General features: G+C 37.6%; 26 protein-coding genes. 18 read left to right on the forward strand and 8 right to left on the reverse strand.

Features of this window, described 5'->3' with window-relative positions; translation table 11 throughout:
• Window positions 1-125: 125 nt before the first annotated feature.
• Both pdxR and GJU32_RS21115 read left to right on the forward strand, forming a co-directional pair.
• Window positions 126-1,580, forward strand: coding sequence for a MocR-like pyridoxine biosynthesis transcription factor PdxR (gene pdxR, locus GJU32_RS21110; protein ID WP_155593891.1), 1,455 nt, complete (start codon window positions 126-128; stop codon window positions 1,578-1,580).
• Window positions 1,580-2,488, forward strand: a complete 909-nt coding sequence (locus GJU32_RS21115) for a D-alanine--D-alanine ligase (RefSeq protein ID WP_155593892.1) — start codon at window positions 1,580-1,582, stop codon at window positions 2,486-2,488. The genes pdxR and GJU32_RS21115 overlap by 1 nt, the downstream gene beginning before the upstream one ends.
• Window positions 2,489-2,538: 50 nt before the next feature.
• On the opposite strand, the gene GJU32_RS21120 is transcribed toward GJU32_RS21115, so the two are convergent.
• Window positions 2,539-3,378, reverse strand: coding sequence for a YitT family protein (locus GJU32_RS21120; protein ID WP_155593893.1), 840 nt, complete (start codon window positions 3,376-3,378; stop codon window positions 2,539-2,541).
• 527 nt (window positions 3,379-3,905) lie between these two features.
• On the opposite strand from GJU32_RS21120, the gene GJU32_RS21125 reads away from it, so the two are divergent.
• From GJU32_RS21125 to GJU32_RS21150, 6 genes are all read left to right on the forward strand, one after another.
• Entirely contained in the window at window positions 3,906-5,354 is a 1,449-nt protein-coding gene (locus GJU32_RS21125; RefSeq protein WP_155593894.1) for an Msr family ABC-F type ribosomal protection protein, read from the forward strand.
• Window positions 5,355-5,480: 126 nt separating this feature from the next.
• Window positions 5,481-5,924 carry an SRPBCC family protein gene (locus GJU32_RS21130; RefSeq protein ID WP_155593895.1) on the forward strand — a complete coding sequence of 148 codons (444 nt, stop codon included), beginning with the start codon at window positions 5,481-5,483 and terminating at the stop codon, window positions 5,922-5,924.
• Window positions 5,925-5,939: 15 nt separating this feature from the next.
• Entirely contained in the window at window positions 5,940-6,125 is a 186-nt protein-coding gene (locus GJU32_RS21135) for a DUF4303 domain-containing protein (RefSeq protein WP_155593896.1), read from the forward strand.
• Between the two features lie 43 nt (window positions 6,126-6,168).
• Complete coding sequence (locus tag GJU32_RS21140; protein WP_155593897.1) at window positions 6,169-7,290, forward strand: serine hydrolase; 1,122 nt, start codon at window positions 6,169-6,171, stop codon at window positions 7,288-7,290.
• A gap of 140 nt (window positions 7,291-7,430) precedes the next feature.
• On the forward strand, window positions 7,431-7,958 hold the full coding sequence (locus GJU32_RS21145) for a cupin domain-containing protein (RefSeq protein ID WP_155593898.1): 528 nt from the start codon (window positions 7,431-7,433) through the stop codon (window positions 7,956-7,958).
• Between the two features lie 104 nt (window positions 7,959-8,062).
• Window positions 8,063-8,482 carry an RrF2 family transcriptional regulator gene (locus GJU32_RS21150; protein ID WP_155593899.1) on the forward strand — a complete coding sequence of 140 codons (420 nt, stop codon included), beginning with the start codon at window positions 8,063-8,065 and terminating at the stop codon, window positions 8,480-8,482.
• Window positions 8,483-8,540: 58 nt separating this feature from the next.
• Here the strand turns inward: GJU32_RS21150 and GJU32_RS21155 are convergent, their stop codons facing one another.
• On the reverse strand, window positions 8,541-8,945 hold the full coding sequence (locus GJU32_RS21155; RefSeq protein WP_155593900.1) for a carboxymuconolactone decarboxylase family protein: 405 nt from the start codon (window positions 8,943-8,945) through the stop codon (window positions 8,541-8,543).
• A gap of 106 nt (window positions 8,946-9,051) precedes the next feature.
• On the opposite strand from GJU32_RS21155, the gene GJU32_RS21160 reads away from it, so the two are divergent.
• The 5 genes from GJU32_RS21160 (at window position 9,052) to GJU32_RS21180 (ending at window position 12,127) form a co-directional block, all read left to right on the forward strand.
• Entirely contained in the window at window positions 9,052-9,471 is a 420-nt protein-coding gene (locus GJU32_RS21160; protein ID WP_155593901.1) for an Lrp/AsnC family transcriptional regulator, read from the forward strand.
• Window positions 9,472-9,487: 16 nt separating this feature from the next.
• Window positions 9,488-10,015 (forward strand): GNAT family N-acetyltransferase, encoded by a 528-nt coding sequence (locus GJU32_RS21165; protein WP_155593902.1) that lies wholly within the window; start codon window positions 9,488-9,490, stop codon window positions 10,013-10,015.
• Window positions 10,016-10,036: 21 nt separating this feature from the next.
• The gene (locus GJU32_RS21170) at window positions 10,037-10,381 is read left to right on the forward strand and encodes a YunG family protein (protein ID WP_155593903.1); all 345 of its coding nucleotides are present in this window, start codon (window positions 10,037-10,039) and stop codon (window positions 10,379-10,381) included.
• Between the two features lie 137 nt (window positions 10,382-10,518).
• The gene (locus tag GJU32_RS21175; protein WP_155593904.1) at window positions 10,519-11,112 is read left to right on the forward strand and encodes an NADPH-dependent FMN reductase; all 594 of its coding nucleotides are present in this window, start codon (window positions 10,519-10,521) and stop codon (window positions 11,110-11,112) included.
• Between the two features lie 76 nt (window positions 11,113-11,188).
• Window positions 11,189-12,127, forward strand: a complete 939-nt coding sequence (locus GJU32_RS21180) for a ring-cleaving dioxygenase (protein ID WP_196426772.1) — start codon at window positions 11,189-11,191, stop codon at window positions 12,125-12,127.
• A gap of 190 nt (window positions 12,128-12,317) precedes the next feature.
• Here GJU32_RS21180 and GJU32_RS21185 read toward each other — a convergent pair whose 3' ends face one another.
• From GJU32_RS21185 to GJU32_RS21195, 3 genes are read right to left on the reverse strand one after another with little or no spacing between them, the layout of a single operon-like run.
• Window positions 12,318-13,262, reverse strand: coding sequence for an alpha/beta hydrolase (locus tag GJU32_RS21185; RefSeq protein ID WP_155593906.1), 945 nt, complete (start codon window positions 13,260-13,262; stop codon window positions 12,318-12,320).
• Window positions 13,263-13,291: 29 nt separating this feature from the next.
• The gene (locus GJU32_RS21190; protein WP_155593907.1) at window positions 13,292-14,365 is read right to left on the reverse strand and encodes an LLM class flavin-dependent oxidoreductase; all 1,074 of its coding nucleotides are present in this window, start codon (window positions 14,363-14,365) and stop codon (window positions 13,292-13,294) included.
• A 21-nt stretch (window positions 14,366-14,386) separates the two neighbouring features.
• Window positions 14,387-15,622, reverse strand: a complete 1,236-nt coding sequence (locus tag GJU32_RS21195; protein ID WP_196426773.1) for an MFS transporter — start codon at window positions 15,620-15,622, stop codon at window positions 14,387-14,389.
• Window positions 15,623-15,855: 233 nt separating this feature from the next.
• On the opposite strand from GJU32_RS21195, the gene GJU32_RS21200 reads away from it, so the two are divergent.
• Window positions 15,856-16,437: a TetR/AcrR family transcriptional regulator gene (locus GJU32_RS21200; protein WP_155593908.1), complete on the forward strand. Its 582-nt coding sequence runs from the start codon at window positions 15,856-15,858 to the stop codon at window positions 16,435-16,437.
• 115 nt (window positions 16,438-16,552) lie between these two features.
• Here GJU32_RS21200 and GJU32_RS21205 read toward each other — a convergent pair whose 3' ends face one another.
• A complete protein-coding gene (locus GJU32_RS21205; RefSeq protein ID WP_155593909.1) occupies window positions 16,553-16,942 on the reverse strand; it encodes a RidA family protein in 390 nt (129 codons plus the stop codon).
• 439 nt (window positions 16,943-17,381) lie between these two features.
• On the opposite strand from GJU32_RS21205, the gene GJU32_RS21210 reads away from it, so the two are divergent.
• Together GJU32_RS21210 and GJU32_RS21215 are read left to right on the forward strand one after the other, a co-directional pair.
• Window positions 17,382-18,434, forward strand: coding sequence for an AI-2E family transporter (locus GJU32_RS21210; RefSeq protein WP_155593910.1), 1,053 nt, complete (start codon window positions 17,382-17,384; stop codon window positions 18,432-18,434).
• Window positions 18,435-18,500: 66 nt separating this feature from the next.
• On the forward strand, window positions 18,501-19,046 hold the full coding sequence (locus GJU32_RS21215) for a GNAT family N-acetyltransferase (RefSeq protein WP_155593911.1): 546 nt from the start codon (window positions 18,501-18,503) through the stop codon (window positions 19,044-19,046).
• A 14-nt stretch (window positions 19,047-19,060) separates the two neighbouring features.
• Here GJU32_RS21215 and GJU32_RS21220 read toward each other — a convergent pair whose 3' ends face one another.
• Both GJU32_RS21220 and GJU32_RS21225 read right to left on the reverse strand, forming a co-directional pair.
• Window positions 19,061-20,404 (reverse strand): MATE family efflux transporter, encoded by a 1,344-nt coding sequence (locus GJU32_RS21220; protein ID WP_155593912.1) that lies wholly within the window; start codon window positions 20,402-20,404, stop codon window positions 19,061-19,063.
• Complete coding sequence (locus GJU32_RS21225; RefSeq protein ID WP_155593913.1) at window positions 20,391-20,858, reverse strand: GNAT family N-acetyltransferase; 468 nt, start codon at window positions 20,856-20,858, stop codon at window positions 20,391-20,393. Before GJU32_RS21225 ends, GJU32_RS21220 begins: the two co-directional genes overlap by 14 nt.
• A gap of 86 nt (window positions 20,859-20,944) precedes the next feature.
• Between GJU32_RS21225 and GJU32_RS21230 the strand changes: the two genes are divergently transcribed.
• Together GJU32_RS21230 and GJU32_RS21235 are read left to right on the forward strand one after the other, a co-directional pair.
• Entirely contained in the window at window positions 20,945-21,775 is an 831-nt protein-coding gene (locus GJU32_RS21230) for a MerR family transcriptional regulator (protein WP_155593914.1), read from the forward strand.
• A 175-nt stretch (window positions 21,776-21,950) separates the two neighbouring features.
• A complete protein-coding gene (locus tag GJU32_RS21235; protein ID WP_155593915.1) occupies window positions 21,951-23,252 on the forward strand; it encodes an SMI1/KNR4 family protein in 1,302 nt (433 codons plus the stop codon).
• Window position 23,253: the final 1 nt, after the last annotated feature.

Raw genomic sequence — 23,253 nt, forward strand, 5'->3', positions numbered from 1 at the left:
TTATGCTTATGACACTATTGAAATATGATAGGAAGAAGAGCAACCACTATAACGGGAAATTACATAATGTGTGGACCTTTTAGGTTGGCAGATGTTATGCAAAAATGAAGCAAGGGGGTTAGGAAGTGTTTAATGATTTTAAGCTTTTGGATGAGCGTCCGGTTTATGTGCAATTGAAGGATTATGTTCAAGACATGATTATCAAAGGACATCTATTAGAGCATCAAAAGCTTCCATCTACCCGTGAACTTAGTAAGTTATTAGCGGTCAGCAGAAATACAGTGCTGAACGCATATGCAGAATTAGAGCAGGATGGCATCATCTATGCAGTGAAAGGAAAAGGAAACTTTGTCGGGAAGGTCACGACATTGAAAACATCGTCTGTAGAAATTGACTGGAAGAAAAGGCTGAATGAAGCGACGTTGCTAGCAGATGAAATTGATTTAATACGGCAAGATATACACTGGCAAAAAGGTATGATTTCTTTTATTAGTATTGCCCCAGAAGAAAAGCTTTTTGATGTTGAAAACTTCAAAAGGGCGTTTCTCACAAGAATGTCCATTGAAGGAGACATTGTCTTGAATTACGGTTATGCAAAGGGCTACAAGCCTTTTATTGACTATCTTCTTGGCTATATGGAAATGAAAGGTGTAGACATTTCTAATAAAGATATTTTGATTACCAACGGCTTTACAGAGGGACTAGATATTTTATTATCTTCCATAGCCAAAAAATCAGGGCGCGTGCTATGCGAAAACCCTACACATCATGCGGCTTTGAAGCTTTTTCGTTTGCATGGGCTAGATATACATGGCATCGACATGATGGATGATGGCATCGATGTAGGTCAAGTAGAGAGAAGCTTAGCTGAAATGGATTATGATTTTGCTTATCTTATCCCTTCCTATCATAATCCAACGGGTATTGTCACCTCCTCTGAAAAAAGGAATGCTATTTTTCAACTGTTATCAAAACACCAAATTCCCATTGTGGAGGACGGTTTTAATGAGGAATTAAGGTACTCAAGCTCTCATTTAGCCCCACTGATAGCTTTTAGCGGATCAGGTAATAACGTTGTGTATATTGGCAGCTTTTCTAAAATCCTTTTTCCTGGTTTACGTGTTGGTTGGATTTTAGCAGATAAAGAATTAATTGATTGTTTAGAAAGCATGAAAAGAGCTCGAACAATTCATACGTCTACACTAGATCAGGCAGTTTTATATCAATACTTACAGGATGGCTATTTTGAAAAATATTTGAAGAAGGCAAGATCTGTTTATAAAAAAAAATATGAGCTTGCTCGCCAAGCTTGTCTCCAATACATTCCCTCTTGCAGAGTGACAGGAGATGGGGGTCTTCATCTCTTTATAGAGCTAAGAGAAAGCATGGATGCACGTATGTTGTTGGAAAAATGCTATGACAAAGGCGTAGTGTTTTATCCAGGCGATGTGTTTTTTACAAATGGACTAGGCAGCAATACATTTCGATTAGGTTTCTCTCGGTTATCAGACGAGGATATTGTCCGTGGTATTCAAATAATCGGTGATACATTGAAAAATGACATGAGGGGTTGGAAATAATGAAGGTTGGCGTAATTATGGGTGGCACTTCCTCTGAAAAGCAGGTTTCAATCATGACAGGCGAGGAAATGGTTGCTCAATTAGATAAGAAAAAGTATGAGGTTGTTGCCATTACGTTGGATGACAACAAAGAGGTTATTGACAAGGTACAGGATATTGATGTGGCTTTGTTAGCACTTCATGGTAAGTTTGGAGAGGATGGTACGATTCAGGGTGTACTAGAAACGTTAGATATCCCTTATACAGGAAGTGGTCTTCTAGCAAGTAGTTTGTGCATGGACAAAAATATGGCTAAAAAAGTACTTCGATATGAAGGTGTGGCAACACCAGATTGGTTCCATCTCGTAAAGGGGGAGGAGCTTCCTTTACCTGTTATAGAACGTATGGGTTATCCACTTGTTGTCAAACCGAATGCTGGTGGCTCTAGCGTAGGTGTCCAGATTGTACATAATCGGAACGCCTTATTAGCGGCTGTTACGGAGGTATTCAAATGGGATAACGAAATCATTATCGAGCAATATATGATTGGTGACGAAATTACATGCCCAATACTAAATGAGGAGTTATTACCAGTCCTTTCAATCAAACATACGGCAGTATTTTTTGACTATAAGGCGAAATATGATGATGCTTCCACGATAGAGGAGCCTGTGGAACTCCCACCTGCTATTCATGACCGTGTGACAAAAGCAGCAATGATTAGCTACAAGGCATTAAAATGCAGTGTCTATGCTAGAGTTGATATGATGATTAAGGATGGCGTTCCTTATGTGTTAGAGGTTAATACACTGCCTGGCATGACTCAAAATAGCTTGCTGCCGAAAAGTGCACTTGCTGCTGGAATCAGTTATTCAGAACTATTGGATCGCATTATTGAAACCTCCTTACAGGTTAAGAGGAATGGATAAATAGAAAAAACCACCTTTTGTTGGCAACAACAAAAGGCGGTTTTGATGTCTTAAGATTTCGCTAGTTCAATAAAACCTTCACCAAAGACGTCCCTTACATCATGAATGGCAATAAAGGCGTCCTTATCGATTTCTTTGACAATTTTTTTGAGCTTTACAACTTCTTGCTTACTAATAACAATATACAGAATTTCCTTTTGTTCCTTTGTATAATAGCCATGACCAGAAAGTACAGTAACTCCACGGTTCATATAAGCAGTCACCTGTCCAGCAATGTCACCTGGTTTTTTAGAGATGATTGTAACAGCCTTTTTAGGGTTAACTCCTTCAATGACAAACTCCATCACCTTTGTACCAACATATAGCATGACAATCGTTAACATTAATGCCTCTGCACCAATAATAAAATAAGATGAAAAAGCAACAATTAAATCGAAGAATAATAGTCCATAGCTAATACTCCAACCAAGATATTTGTTGGTAATTCTAGCTAAAATTGTAGATCCTGCTGTTGTGCCACCGACTCTTATAATTAAGCCAATACCAACACCAGCAAATACTCCACCAAAGATTGTATTAACGATAATTTCATCTGAGGAAATAGACCAAGATTCTGTTAAATGTAAGAATAACGAATGGAAAGAGACCGCGATGATTGTATAAATTGTTGTTTGTCTATTTAGAAATTTATAACCAACTATTAGTAAAGCTGCATTCATGGCAAAGCTGACAATACTCGGAGACCATCCAAAAAGATAATAGGCAATAATCGTTAAGCCAGTTACGCCACCTTCACCCAAATCATTCGGAATGACAAATAAGTTAACTGCCAGGGCAAAAAGCAATGAGCCAAGCATAATCATAAAAATATCGATAACGTATTTTTTCATCCACATAACACCACCAAATCAAATTTTATTTTTTCTTAAATTCCATACTATATCAGGTTTTCTCCAAATGATATACTTTTTGACAAGTTCATTTATGATATATCGACAATAATTAGTGTGCCTATAGAGAAAATTTTTGAAACTTGACATATGATAGATAAATTTTATAATAGTCGTAATACTTCAAGGAGGATTGTTAAAAAATGACACATGCTATGAGACTACGTTTCCAAGTTTTGAGCCAGTAACTGAATAGGGTCAAAAACTCTGTTTGTGAAACCAGAGTAAACGGGATAGTCTGTCCTTTTTTAATCATCTTCATGGGCTTTTGCCTTCTTTTTGGTGAGGATACTACTAATAATATCTCTTTTACTTTTATCACAGGCAAATTGCCTGTGTTTTTTATTGTATGTAGGGAGGAAAGTTAATGTATAGTCTCTTATTCTTTTAATACGAGCTTTAAATAGAAGCTCGTATCGATACCATAGCTATTGATACGAAATGATTAAATTTCGGGAGGTAGCAACATGGAAAAGGTTAGTTTTGAATTAGAAAATGTAGTCGTTACTTATTTAGATAAAGAGGTATTAAATATTGAAAAATTAGCTGTTCATCAATTTGACCGAATCGGAATCGTAGGTAAAAATGGTGCAGGTAAAAGTACGTTGATGAAGTTACTTGCTAGCAAGATTCAACCGACAAGTGGGAAATTGAAAAGCCATGTTCATTTTGGATATTTTGAACAAATGGCAGCACCAATGTTAGGAGAGGCAGATGCCCAATTATTAGGGAAATTAGCTGTCCCCACTTATTCTGAAGGACTAAGTGGTGGGGAGCAGACAAGGTTGAAGCTTGCACAACTATTTTCTTCCTATGCGGAAGCTTTGCTTATAGATGAGCCGACAACACATTTGGATCAAGAGGGTATCTCATTTTTACTTGATGAATTACGTTATTATTATGGTGCGCTAATACTCATTAGTCATGATCGTGCAGTCCTAGATGAACTAGTCACAACGATTTGGGAGGTAGATGGAGGCAGGGTAACCATCTATTCAGGGAATTACAACGATTACGCTTCACAAAAACAATTGGAGAGAGATCAACAAAGTCAGGCACATGTTCTTTTCTTGAAAGAAAAAAGTCGCCTCGAAAAAGCTGTCGATGAAAAAATGAAAAAGGCAGAAAAGATTACACAGGCAGGTAGCATGTCAAAAAGAGAGGCCAATGCAAAACCTAATCGCATGTTTATGACAAAATCCAAGGGTACCAGTCAAAAAAATGTACAGCGTGCAGCCAAAGCAATTGAACATCGAATAGAGAAGCTTCAGAAAGTAGAGGCGGTACAGGAAGAAAGAAAAATAGTCTTCCGACAATCGAAAGCCTTGAAACTACACAATAAATTTCCGATTATGGCAGATCGATTCACTTTACGTGTTCCAGAAAAAATCCTATTGGATGAAGTAAGCTTCCAAATACCTTTAGGTAAAAAAATTGCACTTACGGGCTGTAACGGTTGCGGTAAGAGTACATTACTACATCAAATCGCTACTCATGGGGAAGAGTTAACTATTTCTCCAAAGGCGAAAATAGGCTATTTTCACCAGATGAGCTACCAATTTAAAAGTGAAGAGACGGTTCTCCAATATTTGAAAAATCGCTCTGAATATGATGAAGGCTTATTACGAAGTGTTCTTCATTCCATGCAGTTTGTAGGAACGGATATACAAAAAGGCGTGAAGTCATTAAGTGGTGGTGAAGCCATACGTCTCCAGCTTTGTCATCTGTTTTTGGGGGATTATAATATTTTATTGTTGGATGAACCAACAAATTTTTTAGATATTCAAGCATTGGAGGCACTGGAGCAATTTATCATTGCTTATGAGGGAACAATAATTTTTGTGACACATGATAAAAATTTCATCGAGAATGTAGCGGATGTACAATTTACTATAGAAAATAACAAGATTTATTAAATTAAAGGTGCGATTCTTCAATTAGGAGAATCGCACCCTTTTTATAGAATTTATATCAACAAGAAGGTGATAGGGAAATTTTGGCGAAGGTGTAGGTATACACTATTTAAAAAGGAATGGTAATCAATGATAAATACGGATGTGTCGACAACATTAAAAATTAATAAACCAGCCCAAAAAGTTTTTGAAGCAATTATTTCTCCTGTTGAAATCGGTCATTATTGGTTTTCGAGTAGTTCTGAAAGATGGGGCGAGGGTAAAAGAATTACTCTAAAATATGATGAATATCAAGCAGAGGGTGTTATTACCGTGCTTGAAATGGAGGCTAACAAAAAGATTGTGTTTGCATGGGGAGAAGAGCATGGTGAAGTGACGATGGTTACCATTACTCTTGAAGAATCTCAAAGTGAGACAATTATTAAAGTAGTAGAGTCAGGATTAAATGCACATGACCCAGAAATTGTGGCGAAAATGATGGGACAAAAAGAGGGATGGGTGTATACATTAACATGCCTTAAAGGCTATTTAGAAAATGGGATAAGTTCTTTAAGAGCTTCATTAATTCATTGAAGTATTGAGTGAGGAATGGAGCAAGAATTACCATTACGGCTAAAGGCAATGGAGCTAGCCATGAAAAAGCTTGATGAAGAAGGACTGTTTGCCTTGAATCAAGCGAGAAATTCCGTATGCATACTGGTGGAAGTGATGCCACCAGAGAAAATAAATACAAATATAGCATTCCGATTAAATAATCGGTCGTCTATCGTATGACAGGAATGGTTGTTGGAAGCAGCCGAGTGGTGGAGGGATGAATATGAAAAAGTTGTATTGGATAATAGGCAGTATTTTTGTTTGTGCAGGATTAGCAATAGGTATTGTCTTTTGGAAGTTTCAAAAAGAAATCAAGAAAGATGACCCTGAATATATCGTACAATTTATAAAGGAACATAAAGCGGATAAAAATATTTCCGTAGCCATTCAATACAATCAACAACATTGGGTGGAGTTAAACAACAAGGAACCGCTACCATTAGCAAGTACGGTTAAAATAATAATAGCCATCGCTTATGCTCAACAAGCAGCGGATGGCCGTATCAATCCACAGCAACAGGTCAGTCTAAAGGATTTAGAGACATTTTATATTCCTAAAACAGACGGTGGTGCACATGACGCTTGGATAACAAATTTAAACCTTAATGGCAAAGGTAGTGTGCCGTTAAGCGAAGTGGCCAATGGCATGATTGCTTATAGTTCCAATGCCAATACAGAATACTTAATGCATGTATTGGGTCTTGAAAATATTAATAATGTTCTTACTCAATTAGATGTAGAGGGCCATGAACCATTATATCCAATTGTAGGTGCACTCTATATCCCCGCTCAATTGATGGCAGAAAAAAATCTAACGAAAAAAGAAACATTGACGGTTATGCGAGATATGGACATGACTGAATATCGGGAGAGGGCATTGTCTATCCACGCTAATTGGGTAGAGCATCCTTTGACAAAAGAAGAGCGAGCAAAGGCACAAAAAATGCTCAATATGGATATTCAAAAAGTGTGGTCTGATCGTTTAATAAGAGCTACTACAAACGATTACATCTCTATTTTAGAAAAATTGAATAGTAAAAATTACTTCAGTGAAAATGTACATAAATATTTAGATCCGGTGATGGAACAATTGATGAAGAATCCTAAAAATCAAGAATGGCTAACACACGCTGGTCAAAAAGGAGGTTCCACAGCCTTTGTCTTAACGCTAGCTGCCTATGCGAAAGATAAAGGAGGGAATCAAACGGAAATTGCCTTTTTTGCCAACAACTTAAATACATTAGAGCAGATTAAGCTCTCCAATAGTATGAATAGTTTTCAATTAAAGTTTCTTACAGACGATAAATTTCGCATGCGTCTAAAAAGGGAATTATCCGAATTGTGAGTTGTAAGCTTTTCTGCCAATCGCCCGTAGATAACTACCCCCTATCATTTTCAGCAACCTTGTTCGTGAATGCACAGGAAGTACGTTCTTTCGTCCAGCTGCATACTATAATTTTATCATGCACGAGAGGATTGAGATCAATGTATCATCCTTATTATGGTAATTATCAAATGCATAGCTACGGTTATCAACCTGTTTATTGGGCTTATCCGAATCAAGTAGAACAAGCGGCCAGAAATAGTATGCGAAATGATTACGGGCCTGAACCATTTGTTGTGGATATTGAAGAGGCTACGAAACAAAACAAAAATTATCGTACAGCACTATGGACAGGGCCCAACTTACAAGTAACAGTGATGAGTCTTTACGTAGGAGAAGATATAGGCTTAGAAGTTCACCCTCATGTAGATCAATTCATTTGTATTGAAGAGGGGCATGGAGTGACGCAAATGGGGCCAGCAAAGGATTACTTAAACTTCCAAAGGCATGTCTCTGAAGATATGGCCATCATGGTACCTGCTGGAACATGGCATAATGTTACAAATACAGGGAATAAACCTCTAAAGCTTTATACAATTTATGCGCCACCAAACCACCCATTTGGGACTGTTCAAAGAACGAAGGCTGATGCCATGGCTGAAGAAGCGGGCTATGGACAGAGTGAATAAGTGATTAAAAAGGCGTGTTTTCATACAAAACATGCTTTTTTCCTGATATATGGTAGAATGTGTTTTAATTACAGATATTAAAAGTCTTTAATGGAGGGTGGTTAATGATGAAGTACTCAAAAGCAACAAACTATGCATTACATACAATGGTATTTTTAACGCTGACGCCTAAAGGGAAATCAATAAGTGTTGAGTCTTTAGCAGAAATGCAGAAACTATCGCCAACCTATCTTTCGAAAATATTAACAAAGCTTGTGAAGGCAGGTTTAATTGAATCGAATCCAGGTGTCAACGGTGGTTATCGCATTTCTAAGCGCCCACAAGAAATTTCTTTCTTAGATGTGATTTATGCCATTGAAGGACAAACCTCATTATTTAGTTGTGCTTCAGATCATGAAGATAACTTTCATCATCAAGGCTGTCTCATTGAGCAAGTGATGGTGGATGCTGAGCATAATATGAAAGAACAGCTTAGTAAGCAATTTATTATAGATATAGCAAATAAAATCGATTTAAAAGGATAGCGTGTGTTAGAACACCAGATGTGATGGATAGGAGCTAGGGATCTCTTCCCTAGTTCCATTATTTTAATTGCATGAGAGCGCCAAAGTATTGCTGAGCTGTTGTAAAGCAAATAAATGCTAGTAGCTCACTAATTTCTGCCTCTGTCAAATAATCCTTTAAAACAGCAGTGATATTGGGTGTAGTATGACCCTTTGTGGCTAGGAAAGCTTCCGCAAAACCTGTACATACGGCTGTTTTCTCATCATAGTGCTGTGGATCGGGCTTACCCTTTGCCTTACAATACTGACAACCATTGTTTTGTGCTAATGTTTTTCGGACCTCTTCTTTTAATTGAGCGGATAGATGCCCTTCTTTTTCAAGTACTTCCCCTAACTGTTGCCAGTGCAGCTGAATTCCTTCGTTATAGCCTAATAGTTGTTGAAATGGTGTTAAGCCCTTGTCATGCAAATGAATCAGTGTCATCAATCATCCCTCCTTCAATTAGTGTAAAATATAAAAAATGCAGTTAACATACAAATTCGAAGGGAATAGTTATCGTTTCCTTTTAAAAAGAAGGGATATTTCCACAATGGATTTCATTAACGAAATAATACTAAAAGAATTGAAAAAAGATAGCCGAATTTCTATGAGTGAGTTAGGGAGACGGGTACATCTATCTGCGCCAGCAGTTCGTGAAAGAGTACGGCAATTAGAGGAACAAGAAGTTATTAAGAGGTACACACTGGATATTAATAAAAAGGCGTTGGGCTTTCCAATGGAGGCTATAATCGAAGCAACAATTAAGAATAATCGTTATACAGATTTTAAAGATCATATTAAGACTTATACAAATTTGGATTTCTGTTATCGAATTTCAGGTGAAGCTTGTTTTTTATTAAAAGCCCATTTTCAGTCTTTTCCTGATGTAGAGCAATTTATTGATGCATTACAGCCATATGCACATACAAAAACCAATTTTATTTTTTCTGATATATGCGAGGACGTATAAAAATAAGGAGCTATTTATGGAAATCAAATTATTTGTAGATGATGAAATTGATGCATTAGTGCATTTATTAACTAAAAATAAATGGTTTTATCACACGAATCAACATGTAAAAGAAGAGCCCGTTCGAGCTGCGTATGCAGAGGGCTACTATCAGAATGATCGTGAAACACATTGGTTACTTGATAACGGTGAAAAGGTTGGGGTGATCTTTATTCATGATATAGATGATACTATCCCTCTTTTTGATATACGCTTAGATGCAAATTGTAGAGGAAAAGGATACGGTGTCAAAGTGCTCCATTGGTTACAAGATTATTTATTTGGCGTAAAAGGTAAGATTCGTATTGAAGGTTATACAAGAGTCGATAATATTGGCATGCGAAAATGCTTTAGCAAAGCTGGTTTTGTGAAAGAAGGTTACTTAAGAAATGCTTGGGAAAACGAAGACGGCACAGTAACTGACAGTATTGTGTATGGCGCTATTAAAGATGACTGGGTTTTAGGAAGGCCAACGCCAATTAAAATAGATGAAGTACCATTTTAAGTGTTCGAAAGGAGCTCTGACATGAAAGAAGATCTAGTAAAAGCTTTAAGAAAATCTTGGTCCATGCAATCAAGTTCTAAATGGAGTATGAACAACCCTGCAAAAGGGCAATGTGGAGTGACTACTTTAGTTGTTCAAGATATTCTTGGTGGTGAAATTAAGAAGACATTTCTCGATGAGGGCTGGCACTTCTATAATGTAATAAATGGCGTAAGAATGGATGTAACCGAGGAGCAGTTTTCTTACATAATCGAATACCAAGATATTCAATCTAATAGGGCTGAGGCTTTTCAGGATACAAATAATGCACAATATAGCTATTTAAAATCACAAGTAGATAGCTATTTAGGTAAGGCAGGGAGTTAAATCTCTCTGCCTTTTAAAATTAAAAACAAAGGTGTTGACGTTTATCAAAATGTCGTGTTATTATTATCTCGAATTCAAGATAACTAAATTCAAGATAAACGAATTCGAACCTTTAGTTCTCGCAAGGAGGTACAATTATGGGTTTTTTGAATAAATTCTTTAGTTCGAAAAAAGAGGAGGAACAAACAATGGCAGAATTAAATATCGGTATTATTATTGGATCAACTCGTGAAGGTCGAGTAAGTCCTCAGGTAGCGCAATGGGTAAAGGAAATCGCAGATCAACGTGGTGACGCAAATTATACAGTAATTGATATAGCTGATTATAAATTGCCACTATTAGGCGAACCAGGACAAGATGCTTCAGGAGCACAAGCTTGGTCAGAAAGTATTGCTAAACAAGATGGATATGTGTTCATCGTACAAGAATACAATCACTCCATTACGGGGGCATTAAAAAATGCACTAGACTATTTACGTGTTGAATGGAATAACAAAGCAGCAGGAATCGTATCATATGGTTCTGTTGGCGGTGCTCGTGCAGCGGAACACTTACGTGGCATTATGGGTGAGCTTTTAATCGCCGATGTACGTGTTCACCCAGCATTATCATTATTCACAGATTTCGAAAATGGAACAGACTTTAAACCAAAAGAGGTACAAACAGATTCAGTAAACCAAATGTTAGATCAATTAATTCCATGGTCTAAAGCGCTATATACAATTCGCTAAGCTTGTAAAGTTTGAGGTAACACGTAATTGGGCACAGTATAGGGGAGAAAAATTAGGCATGAAGGGGCTTGTTAACATGAAAAAACATACAGCAGGTATTCACCATATTACAGCTATCGTGGGGCATCCGCAGGAAAATATTGATTTTTATGCAGGCGTGTTAGGCTTACGTTTAGTAAAGCAAACAGTGAACTTCGATGATCCTGGCACATATCATTTATATTTTGGTGACAATGGTGGAAAACCAGGAACAATCATTACCTTCTTCCCATGGGCAAATGCTTATCAAGGGCGTATTGGCGACGGTCAGGTCGGAGTCACAACGTATGTTGTACCGGAAGGGTCACTACCATTTTGGATTAATCGCTTAGCAAAATTTTCGATTCCTTTCCAAAAAGCGCAACGTTTTGGTGAGCAAGTCATTCAATTTGATGACCCGCATGGTCTGCATATTGAACTTGTTGCACGTGCTGAGGGCGAGTTAAATGAATGGACATTTGGTGAAGTAACGCCTGAGGTTGCTATTAAAGGGTTCGGCGGAGCTACACTATACTCAAGTCATCCTGAAGAAACGGCAAAAGTTTTAGTAGAGGTAATGGGCCTTGAACAAGTAGCAACAGAGGGAGACTATACTCGTTTTAGATCAAGAGCAGTTATCGGTAATACGGTAGATTTAAAAACGGTTGCAGGCGTACGTGGTCAAATGGGTGTAGGAACGGTCCATCATATTGCATGGAGAGCTCAAGATAATGTGGATCATTTAGAATGGCAAGAGTATGTTATAAATCATGGACAGCATGTAACAGAAGTCAAAGATCGTAATTATTTCAATGCGATATACTTCCGTGAGCCTGGCGAAATTTTATTTGAAATCGCTACAGATCCTCCAGGATTTGCTCATGACGAAACACCTGAAACAATGGGTAGCCAATTAATGTTGCCACCTCAATATGAGCAGCAACGTGAACAATTAGAAAAAACATTAATTCCGATTAACGTGCAAGAGCTTGATTAATAGAGGGCATCACTTACTTGGATGAAGTAATCTATCACAGGCTGTAAGTGGATTTACAGGGTCAAACTACGCTAAAGTAGGCGAGATTTTTGCAATAGAACGTCCATAATAGATTTACTTAAATTAATGCGAAAATGTTGATAACATCACATTTTCGCATTTTTTATTTTGATTCTTGAAAAGAAATGGATTATCTAAAATTGAGCGCGCGTGCCATGGCATCTATATAATGCTGACTGGCATGTTTACTTACTTCAGCCTCTGGCACAAAAACCTCAAAACAATGGAAGCTACCAGGGTACATGTGAAATTCAACATCAACTCCTGCTTGTGCAAGGCGTGTTACATAGTCTATGGTTTCATCTCGGAATATATCAAGTTGACCTATACAGGTATAAGTTGGTGGTAAACCTGCTAAGTTTTCAGCTCTCGAAGGTACTGCATAGGGAGATAACTCGTGGATGTTCTCTTTCTCGCCTAAATACATACGCCAAGCTGTTAAGTTATTTGTTCTACTCCATGTTGCTTGTTCTTCGGTAATTTCATAGCTTGATGGCGTTATGTTTCGACTGTCAAGCATCGGATACAACGGCATCTGGAATAGAATGGATGGTCCTCCTTTATCACGAGCCATTAATGCTAGAGCTGCTGTTAACCCACCACCACCACTTGCACCAGCAATTGCTACTCGCTTGACATCGATACCAAGTGATTGGTCCTCTTTTGTCATCCAAACTAATGCTGCATAACAATCTTCAATAGCTGCTGGGTAGGGATGTTCAGGAGCAAGTCGATAATCGACAGATACGACAACACAGTTGGCAGTCTGAACAAATCGTTCACATAAAATGTCATCCATATCAGGGTGTCCCATTACGTAACCACCACCGTGAATCCAAAGCATGGCTGGAAGCTTATCATGATTTTGTTTAACTGGTTCATAGATTTTAACCAACATTTCGCCTCCATCACCTCTAGCAATCATACGATTGGTTGTGTGTACAAGTTCTGACCTTTTCAAAGGTGGGTTGGACAAGAGACTACGACTCCACTCTAAATCCTTCTCTAATCGAAAGCCAGGAAATTGTAAGTAAGCCTGTTTTAATTCTGGTAAAACTCGGTTATTGATCGTCATATAAATACCTCCTATTGAATAATGAAACCTTAAAGAATGGAGTGTCCTTCTCGTGCCATGTCCGCCTCCCATTTGGCAACTTCCTCACGCACACGAGGAGCAACTTTTGTTCCGAGCAATTCTATAGCTTGCATGACTTGATCGTGTGGCATTGTACTTAAAGGCACGTACAGCATGAAACGTGTAATCCCTACATGTTTACGAAGATGAATGATTTTTTCAGCAACTGTATCTGGATCACCTACATACAACGCCCCTTCAAAACTTCGTGCAGCATCATAACTAGAGCGATCATAATAGGGCCAACCCCGTTCTTTGCCTAACTTATTCATTCCTGCCATAGTTGATGGGAAAAATGTATCTGCTGCCCATTCAGTATTTGGCCCAACAAAACCTATCGAATGAGATCCTATTTTAAGTTTTGATAGATCATGCCCGGCATGAGCAGCTGCTTTTTTATACAGCTGTACAATTGGCGCGAACTGCATTGGACTACCCCCGATTATTGCTAGCATAAGCGGTAATCCTAAAATACCTGCACGAATAGCAGATTGCTGATTTCCTCCGCTAGCCACCCAGATTGGTAGAGAATCTTGAACAGGTCTTGGATACACACCTAACTTATTGATTGCTGGTCGATGTCTGCCTTCCCAAATTACTTTCTCAGACTGACGAATTTTGAGGAGTAAGTCCAAATGTTCCTCAAATAGCTCATCGTAATCATTTAAATTGTATCCAAATAATGGGAAGGATTCGATAAAGGAACCACGACCAGCCATAATCTCTGCACGACCATTTGATAGACCATCCAATGTGGAGAAATCCTGAAAGACACGTACAGGATCAGCAGAAGAAAGGACTGTCACGGCACTTGTGAGACGAATGTTTTTCGTTTGTGGAGCTGCAGCAGATAGCACCATTGCTGGAGAGGATGCAGCATAATCTTCTCGATGGTGCTCACCAATGCCAAACACATCCAATCCCACTTGATCTGCAAGAATGATTTCTTCGACTACTTCACGTAAACGCTGTGCATGACTAATCACCACACCACTATGAACATCTGGTTTTGTTTCTACAAAAGAAGTAATACCTATTTCCATTTTTTATCTCTCCTAGTCAAACTAAATTTTTGTAAACCGTCTAGTTGCTGCCCAAAATAGAAGGGCAATTGTACTGATAGAAGCTCCAAGCCAACAGACCCCTTGCCAACCAAAGTGAGCATACATCTGTGTAGAAGCGATTGACCCGCCAGCGCCACCGATAGAATAGAACACCATATAGCCAGCTGTAAGTCGACTCCGTGCTTCTGTACGCAATGGGAGAATCATCGTCTGATTAGTGACATGTACTGCCTGTACGGCCAAATCGAGCAATACAATACCTACAATTAATGCCAATAAAGACTGTTCTAAATAGTTGATAAACAACCATGAAATGAGTAATAAAGCTAAAGCAATACCGGTCGTTTTTTGTCCGTACCCTCGGTCAGCTAATTTCCCTGCCTGTGCAGCAGCTAATGCACCAGCCACACCTACAAGACCGAATGCGCCAATGACAGTGTGCGAAAGTGCTAATGGTGGCGCACTAAGTGGCAGAACAAGTGGCGTCCACAAAATACTGAAATCAGCAAAAATTAGCATGGCTAGAACCGAGCGGATGCGTAATGTTCGTTCTTGAATAAACAGCGTAAACACAGATCTAATTAGCTGAAGATAGGAAAGTGATTTTACATCACGTTCGACGTTTGGTAACACTTTTAGAAATATAACAATCATTATTAGCATGAGAGCCGCAGAGACCAGATAGACAGAACGCCAACCAGCCAAATCTGTTAATAGACCAGCAAAAGTTCGAGCAAGTAGTATGCCAATGACAATTCCGCTTGTAACAATGCCAACGACGCGTCCTCGTTCTGTAGGGGAAGCCATAGTTGCTGCAAACGCCACGAGCGTTTGTGTCACAACTGCTAGTAGACCTACCAAAGCCATACCTGCGAAAAGCACTGCGCTATAGGAGGCAGTACCAACTAGAACCAAAGCCGTTGTGGATAATACCATCTGTCCAATAATCAAGCGACGCTGGTTTAGTAAATCCCCAAGTGGCACTAGGAGCAGTAAGCCCAACCCATAAAAGATTTGCGTGATGGTAATAACAACACCAATAATCGAGTGATCAATAGCAAACTCATTAGACAATTGATCAAGTAGGGGCTGTGCAAAATAAATATTGGCAACAGACATTCCGCAGGCTGTTGCGAATAATAGAGTTACAGTTCGAGACATGGAAGGCTGTTGACTCCTATCAGACGCAACATTTTCTTGCATTAAACCATTGTCCACATCATATCCTCCATTCATGATTAAATTGCGATTATAACATACCGTTCGGTACAATATAATTATTGGTAAATATATCTTAGTGTTATTGATAATGTCAAGGTTTTATTTAAAATTAATAGTCGTTTAAGTAAATGTGTAAAATGAAAATTGACAAGAAAATCAACTGATTATACAATAATTATATACTGTTTAGTACTTAAAAATTTTAGTTACCTACTCACGTAATTTTAAACAAAAGAGGTGGATTTTATATGGCAAGAACTCGTGAATTTGATGAGGAAAAAGTATTAGAAGCAGCAATGCAACTTTTTTGGGAGAAGGGCTATGAAGCTACTTCTTTAAGTGATCTCACTGCTAGAATGGGGATTCAGCGTCCTAGTATATATTCAACCTTTGGTGATAAAAAGGAGTTATTTGAAGCGGCACTACGAAGATACACTACGTCTCGTGCGGCCGAGATACGGTCTAGACTTCAAAGTCAACCCTCAGTAAAACAGGCGTTTGCTACTTTTTTTGAAGAAGTGATTGCTGCTGAATATACGAAAGATCTTAGTAATGGCTGTTTCTGTATCAATACAATGGTTGAACTAGCTCCCCATGATGAGAGATTTGAAATTTTAACGAGAGAACATCAACTTTATCTAGCTGTCATTTTTCAGGAGACAATTGAGCGAGGAATCCAATCGGGTGAGTTAGTGGAAGACACAGATGCAAAGTCTGTAGCGCAAGCACTAATTGTGGCCTTAATTGGATTAACAGTCTTGATGAAATCTCAACCACAAAAATCATTTGTTGACAATGCAATAGCAACGACTCTCGCATTACTTAAATAATATTTATCTATTTGAGAAAGTATAGTAGAAAAAGCAGTACCCCTTTAGAAGTGGCTAAAGGGGCACTTAAAAAATAAAAATCGCACGTTTTTATTTTATATATCATAGAATGATTTTATAATTCCTTACAAGCCCAAGCATCAATCTCAACCTTTAAGGCAGGCGTAGCGAGTGCAACTACGTATATTAATGATGTGCATGGAAGATGTCCTCCAAGAAAGTTACTGATCATTTCCTTTCGTTGACTAGCATCCATCTCACCTACCAAATAAAATACGAGTTTTGTAATATCTTGAACCTCCATATTGGCACTATCTAGATTTTTTTTAATATTTTCTAGTGCTATCCTCAATTGAGCTACTCCATGTTCAGGTATAGTTCCGTCTGTCTCCATGCCGATTTGCCCAGATAATGTTAACCATCTTTGTGGGCCAGTGACTTCAATTTGATGGACATAAGGAGCAACAGGTGGATGAATTTCCTCTGGATTTCTTGCAATTTTCATAGAATCAGTCCTTATCTATTATTAATTTGTATCTCTATTCAAAATAGCATAGAGCAACATTGGGTAAAAGTTCTAGACAAATACCATTATAAAAATATTTTCAAATTGGATATGCTAGTTTAAAGGGGTATAATAGATTCATAGAATTTAGGCTTATACGCTGATAAAGCTTTCAAAAAGGATAAAAGTATTGACTTTTTAATTAGACAAAACATACAATTCACTTCACCCAACCCCTTAGGTTTTATACGGACACTTCTAAAGAAACATGAATTTCGTCTTATTTTCAAGGTAGGTGGCTATACTCATTAAATGAGAGGGAAATTTTTACATAAGAATGATGCGTATTGTTATGAATCAATTTTTTACTACTTGTTTAGTTGATAGTGTAACCCTAGGTAGAGAGGCAGCGAGGCCGTTTTGTAGAAGGAGTGAATAAATGAGTAGTTTCTTTCGAAGTAATGGATTTAAACGTTTTATTATTTTAGTTGGAATTGCTGTTGCATTATATTTAATGCGTAGTATGATCAACCTAATTCTGCTTACGTTTATTATTACCTATTTGATGAATCAGCTTACCACGAAGACAACAAAGAGTATTAAAAAATACACACCAATGAATGAAAAAGCAGTTACTGTAACGTTATATCTTTTACTTGTTGCAGGGATTGTAGCAGTTATTTACAAGTATTTGCCGATAGTTACCCAGCAAATTACGCAGCTGTTTGATCTCATTGCGAGTTTTAACCTCGATCCAGATGACAATGAGATTGCCAGGTACTTAGCTCCAACTTTTGAGAAAATAGAGCTTGGTAAATATTTAGAGCAAGGTGTGGATTTAACTCTTAAAAATATTACGAATATTGGTAAAATCATTATGCAAATCTTGATTTCACTAATATTGAGTTTGTTTATTTTGTTAGAAAAGAAACGAATTATTGAGTTTACAGCCAAGTTTAAGGATAGTAAAGTTGCTCCCCTTTACGATGAGCTTCATTATTTTTCAAGAATATTCATCCGCTCATTTGGTAAAGTGATCGAGGCACAATTCATTATTGCTGCTGTCAACTGTGTGTTATCAGTGATTGCCCTTTCTATTATGGGCTTCCCGCATTTGATTGCCCTTGGAATCATGCTCTTTATTTTAGGCTTAGTCCCAGTTGCAGGCGTTATCATTTCATTAATTCCACTAAGTATTATTGCTTATAGTATCGGTGGTTTGATGTACATTGTCTACATTTTAGTGATTGTTATGGTATTGCATGCCATTGAAGCTTATTTCTTAAATCCAAAGCTTATGTCAGCAAAGACAGATTTACCGATTTTCTATACATTCATGGTCATTCTCTTCTCTGAGCATTTCCTTGGTGTATGGGGATTAATCATTGGTATTCCATTGTTCATGTTCCTGCTTGATATTCTCGGTGTAACCTCATCAGAAGATCCTAGACAGAAATCTGTGACGATACCCAATGAAAAACCAATTGAATAGTACTTACAAAGGGATCATCTTGTACGTATAGATGATTCCTTATTCAATGTAAAAGAGGTGTTTACGATGATAAAAGGTGATCGTGTATATTTAAGAGCAATAAATGTGGATGATATCGATAGTATTGCAAGATGCTTTCAAAATGAAGAAATCATGTATATGACGGGAACACGTAACGTATTAACAAAGGAACAGATTAAGGAGGCTATCAAGCGATTTAGTGAAGATTCCTCGCGCTATGATTTTGCTATTTGTTTAACTGACAATGATCAAGTAATTGGTGATTTGGCTATAATGGAGGTTGATGTAGACAATAGGAAGGCTATGTTCCGTATAGCTTTACATAGTATTGTGGAGTGCGGCAGGGGATATGGTTCCGAAGCTGTTCAGCTTGCTCAAAAATTTACATTTGAAGAGCTTAATCTGAACCGCTTAGAATTACAAGTGTACTCTCATAATAGTAGAGCGATTAAATCCTACGAGAAGGTCGGTTTCAAAAAAGAAGGCGTATTGAGACAGGCACTGTTTATGAATAATACCTTTTCTGATGAAATCATTATGAGTATGTTGTGTGAAGAGTATATGAATAAAAATAGTAAGGGACCCATATGAGGTCCCTTGCTATTTTAAGCATTGTTACGAGAGGAAATTGTTCGTGGATTTTTCTTAATGTACCAATAAATGAGCAATGCAGTAATTCCCTCTGCCACCGGGAAGGTCCACCAGATTGCCTGAGAGCCAAAAACTTTAGGCAATAGAATAAGTGTAGGGATAAATAAAATAATACTGCGTAGTAACATAATAGTTGTGGCAATACGAATTTTTTCAATGGATTGAAAGAATTCTGCAAACACCATATTGATTCCTAAGAATACATAGCCAATGGCAAAGTGAATAAAGCCTTGTGTTGCCATACTACGGATTTCGAAAGTGCTATCTCCGAATAAAGACACTAACTGTGAAGGGAATAGCATGGCGATAAGAGCTGTCGTTAGCCCTAAGATAAACGCAGTAGTTAACCCGATTCTTAATAATGCTGTTAACCGGTCTACTAATCTTGCACCGTGATGATAACTAACTAATGGTTGTAAGGCCATACCGATACCAAGGAAAACTGTTAACAGCACAGTATGGATATAGTTGACCATTGCATAGGCTGTTACACCATTTGCTCCTAAATAGTGTAAGAAGGTAACGTTATACAAAATAACGATAACGGCTACAGAAGCTTCCACGATAAAACTAGGTAGTCCAATAGCAAAAATTTTTCTTAGATCTGACAAATTGAAAAATGAAGTGACAAATTTCAACTCAGATTGTGGACGGAAAAAATGAAGGCATAACACAGACGTACCTATAATTGTAGCGATTGATGTTGCTAAGGCACAGCCTGTAACACCATAGTCAAGTACGAAGATAAAAACATAATTTAAGAGTATATTCAATACCGATGTCGTAATTAAGCCCAGCATAGCAAGCTTTGGGTTACCATCATTTCGAATAAAAATACTTAAAAGATTTTCAATTGTGTAAAATACACCAAATAGCAAAATAACATGTAGATATTGTTGTACATATGGATACGTATCATCACTCGCTCCAAATATATATGAAATATCCTTTAGATTTAACATAAGGAATCCAATAATCGTTAGTACAACAATGAGCATCGTAATAAAAGCCAGTGTAAAAAGCTGATGTGCTCGTTGCTTATTGCCCTCCCCAAGTGAAATTGAGAAAAGCGTAGCTCCCCCCATACCAATCCATAGAGAAAGAGAAAGTAAAATGGAGAAAATCGGAACAGCTATATTAACCCCTGCTAACGCTGTAGGTCCCACGCCGTGACTAACGAAAATACCATCCACCAAAATATTGACAGACATCAAAAGCATACCAATCATAGCTGGGAATAAATAGGATAAAAACAATGGTTTCAGTGGTCTTGTTTCAATTGGATTAATGGTTGTCATGTCCATGCACCTCCAACACCATTACTTTTTCTCCTTTGTCATCTAGTTCACCATTAAACATAAAACCAAATTGTTTATACAACTGAATAGCTACTGAATTATCGTCATAAACACTTAAATATATTTGGAGACAGTTGAACTTTATTGTTAAGTAATAAATAAGTTGCTGTAAAAAATGTTTACCTAGACCTTGCCCTTGATATTGTTCATCGATCAGATAGCGATCGAGCCAAACGCGTTGACTGTGATCTTCATGAGGGAATATGCCATACATAGCGAAGCCTATAACGGTGTTATCCTTATACAGTCCTAAAGGTGTAAAGCGCCGATCAATTTCCGCCTCTGCTAAGCATTGGTCTGTAGTTTCAATAAAATGTTGCTGATCGTCAGCGATGCGTAATGCTAAAATTTCCTGCTTGTTTAAAGCTGTAATGTCACGAATCTCCGTGAACATAATGTCAAAACCTTTCTATTTTTAGTGTGAATAGGTACAATCTAAAGTATATAGTTACTATATAGTCAAGGGAGGAAACTCAAATAATGCTTAATAAAAATGTAAAATATTTTACAACTGGTGAGTTTGCTAAAATATGTAAAATAAATAAACAAACACTCATTTATTATGATCAAATTGGTTTATTATCTCCCATCATGAAAGACAGTAAAGATTATCGGTATTATTCACTTGCTCAATACGATTTTTTTAGTGTCATTGAGTTGTTAAAGGCAGTAGGAATGTCTTTGAAGGATATTCAGCGGTATATGGCGGAAAAATCACCGGAGAATTTTTTAGAATTGATGCACCAACAAAAGGAAATTGTAGCGAAGAAACGTCGAGAGCTAGAAATGATTGAAAATATCATTGATGTCAAACTTAAAACAACAGAGGAAGCACTACATCTTGATTTTGATGACATCACGATTGAATATTTCCCTGAGGATACATTGTACCTCAGTAAAAATATTGAAAATTCTACAGAAGAGCAGTTTGTGAAGGCTGTATCTGATTTTATCGAAGAATTAGATCGATCTCAGCTAGATTCGGGTTATCCAATCGGTGGGATTACAAGGAGAGAGCAAGTACTAGCAGGTAATTATGATAATTATAGCTATTTATATATTGAGCAGCCTAATCCAAGAGAAGGGCATCCTTATTTTAAAGCAATAGAGGGCGAATTCGTTATTGGTTACCATGTAGGACCTTCTACAAAGCTTGATGAGACATATACACGATTATTTAATGTCATGCATAAAAAGGGCTATGAATTAGGTCAATACGTTTATGAGGAATATATTTATGATGCCGTTATTAAAAATCGAGAAGAAGAATATGTGACAAAAATTATGATGGAAGTAAATAAAGTTAAATAACTTTCACAGGGAAAAGGAACTAAAATAGTTGAGTAATTTATCATGTTTGAAAGCTTAGATGTCAGTAAAATAATAGCATTTTGCAGTTTTGATGAAAATTACCCTAATCAGTAAATGATTTCCTGACGATAAAAAATAGATTGATGAATTTAGTCCGATGTGGAGTTGAGGTAGAATGTGGATCGAGCGTTGGCATCACCTGTTAAAACAATTGAAATGTCAAGGTGCTTGTATACCGCCAATTGAAATACGGCCCGTAGCTACTGAGCAAGAGCTATGGATGGTAGAGGAACGACTTGGTGTACAAATCCCTAAGGAGTTCCGTCATGCATTACAAAATTGCTCTCAGCAAGTAAGTATTTTTTGGTCGTTACCCGACGTGGCTATACTACCTACTAAATTGGTTGACACGCCTTCAGGTGATTTTGGCTGGAGCTTGAGAGACTTGGATTTTCCTTACTTTGGTGAGAATGATGAATTGAATGAACAGCAATACTTACAATTTTATACTGGTGGTAACGGGGATGCACTTCTCATCAAGCTTGAAGATGAATCTATTTGGTATTGGAGCCATGAAGAAGATGTGTTTGATTTTCTTGCAACTAACTTTCATGCTTATGTCGACAACATAACGACTTTAGGCTGTATTGGAGTAGACTGTGGACAGCACCGACAGTTTTGTGATGAGAATGGATTGAATGTTCATAAGACTAGCTCACAAATATGGCTAACATGGCTGGAACAATATGTGACCTTTAATCTAAAACAAGCTAAATCTAGCCTAGAATCTTTACTTCTTTATGTTTCCATGCATGGTGCAAATGAAGTCAGCGTGCAGGAGGCCTTTTTACGTTTTGATAGCGGGAAGGTGTATCAGGCTATTAGAAACCGGATTGAGCAGGCCCTATCACCATCACACCAAAAAGCATGGAGTGAAGTGTTAGTCAAGGTATGTGCTAACGAGGCTGAAAAGTGGGTAAGAGCGCTTTGGCAAGTGAATAATGATATACCAAGTTGGCTTCGTGATTATTTAACGGCACATTGTTTGCCAGCAAATGAAGGTCAATTATTCATCCTGGAGGATATCGAAAAAGATAGGGTTGATGCCTACATTGCATTATGTCGATTACGCCATTTTCATCACCCAAACATTATAGAATGGATGAAGTCCTATACTGCATTTCCAATCGATGGCTGGGATACACTTTTGGCAGAATCACAGCCAAGTGCAGAAACTTTATTAGAGTGGCTGAATGGTAGTGAAGTAGAAAGGCTTACTTCAATCAGAGCAATTTCCTATATGATGCAGCAGGGAATGATTCCAACAACGATTGTTGACGAGGAAAAATGGCGACCGTTGCTGACTTATTGGACGGAGCATGAGGTTCTTCGAAAAAATAAACAGCTGTTTAGCCAGGCTCTTAATGGTTTAGAGAATTGGATACTAAAATGCTATATGCCACAAAGGAGAGAGTAGT

This window comes from Lysinibacillus cavernae, from assembly GCF_009724685.1.
GTDB lineage: Bacteria > Bacillota > Bacilli > Bacillales_A > Planococcaceae > Lysinibacillus > Lysinibacillus cavernae.

What these genes read in the sequence shown, in the direction of transcription:
- GJU32_RS21170 (WP_155593903.1), top strand. Translation starts at nt 10,037, where the DNA reads ATGAAAGAAGATCTAGTAAAAGCTTTAAGAAAATCTTGGTCCATGCAA.
- GJU32_RS21155 (WP_155593900.1), bottom strand. Translation starts at nt 8,945, where the DNA reads ATGACACTGATTCATTTGCATGACAAGGGCTTAACACCATTTCAACAA.
- GJU32_RS21125 (WP_155593894.1), top strand. Translation starts at nt 3,906, where the DNA reads ATGGAAAAGGTTAGTTTTGAATTAGAAAATGTAGTCGTTACTTATTTA.
- GJU32_RS21145 (WP_155593898.1), top strand. Translation starts at nt 7,431, where the DNA reads ATGTATCATCCTTATTATGGTAATTATCAAATGCATAGCTACGGTTAT.
- GJU32_RS21235 (WP_155593915.1), top strand. Translation starts at nt 21,951, where the DNA reads ATGTGGATCGAGCGTTGGCATCACCTGTTAAAACAATTGAAATGTCAA.
- GJU32_RS21140 (WP_155593897.1), top strand. Translation starts at nt 6,169, where the DNA reads ATGAAAAAGTTGTATTGGATAATAGGCAGTATTTTTGTTTGTGCAGGA.
- GJU32_RS21200 (WP_155593908.1), top strand. Translation starts at nt 15,856, where the DNA reads ATGGCAAGAACTCGTGAATTTGATGAGGAAAAAGTATTAGAAGCAGCA.
- GJU32_RS21165 (WP_155593902.1), top strand. Translation starts at nt 9,488, where the DNA reads ATGGAAATCAAATTATTTGTAGATGATGAAATTGATGCATTAGTGCAT.
- GJU32_RS21180 (WP_196426772.1), top strand. Translation starts at nt 11,189, where the DNA reads ATGAAAAAACATACAGCAGGTATTCACCATATTACAGCTATCGTGGGG.
- GJU32_RS21135 (WP_155593896.1), top strand. Translation starts at nt 5,940, where the DNA reads ATGGAGCAAGAATTACCATTACGGCTAAAGGCAATGGAGCTAGCCATG.
- GJU32_RS21225 (WP_155593913.1), bottom strand. Translation starts at nt 20,858, where the DNA reads ATGTTCACGGAGATTCGTGACATTACAGCTTTAAACAAGCAGGAAATT.
- GJU32_RS21150 (WP_155593899.1), top strand. Translation starts at nt 8,063, where the DNA reads ATGATGAAGTACTCAAAAGCAACAAACTATGCATTACATACAATGGTA.
- GJU32_RS21120 (WP_155593893.1), bottom strand. Translation starts at nt 3,378, where the DNA reads ATGAAAAAATACGTTATCGATATTTTTATGATTATGCTTGGCTCATTG.
- GJU32_RS21215 (WP_155593911.1), top strand. Translation starts at nt 18,501, where the DNA reads ATGATAAAAGGTGATCGTGTATATTTAAGAGCAATAAATGTGGATGAT.
- GJU32_RS21130 (WP_155593895.1), top strand. Translation starts at nt 5,481, where the DNA reads ATGATAAATACGGATGTGTCGACAACATTAAAAATTAATAAACCAGCC.
- GJU32_RS21230 (WP_155593914.1), top strand. Translation starts at nt 20,945, where the DNA reads ATGCTTAATAAAAATGTAAAATATTTTACAACTGGTGAGTTTGCTAAA.
- GJU32_RS21210 (WP_155593910.1), top strand. Translation starts at nt 17,382, where the DNA reads ATGAGTAGTTTCTTTCGAAGTAATGGATTTAAACGTTTTATTATTTTA.
- GJU32_RS21115 (WP_155593892.1), top strand. Translation starts at nt 1,580, where the DNA reads ATGAAGGTTGGCGTAATTATGGGTGGCACTTCCTCTGAAAAGCAGGTT.
- GJU32_RS21205 (WP_155593909.1), bottom strand. Translation starts at nt 16,942, where the DNA reads ATGAAAATTGCAAGAAATCCAGAGGAAATTCATCCACCTGTTGCTCCT.
- GJU32_RS21160 (WP_155593901.1), top strand. Translation starts at nt 9,052, where the DNA reads ATGGATTTCATTAACGAAATAATACTAAAAGAATTGAAAAAAGATAGC.
- GJU32_RS21190 (WP_155593907.1), bottom strand. Translation starts at nt 14,365, where the DNA reads ATGGAAATAGGTATTACTTCTTTTGTAGAAACAAAACCAGATGTTCAT.
- GJU32_RS21220 (WP_155593912.1), bottom strand. Translation starts at nt 20,404, where the DNA reads ATGACAACCATTAATCCAATTGAAACAAGACCACTGAAACCATTGTTT.
- GJU32_RS21185 (WP_155593906.1), bottom strand. Translation starts at nt 13,262, where the DNA reads ATGACGATCAATAACCGAGTTTTACCAGAATTAAAACAGGCTTACTTA.
- GJU32_RS21175 (WP_155593904.1), top strand. Translation starts at nt 10,519, where the DNA reads ATGGGTTTTTTGAATAAATTCTTTAGTTCGAAAAAAGAGGAGGAACAA.
- GJU32_RS21195 (WP_196426773.1), bottom strand. Translation starts at nt 15,622, where the DNA reads ATGAATGGAGGATATGATGTGGACAATGGTTTAATGCAAGAAAATGTT.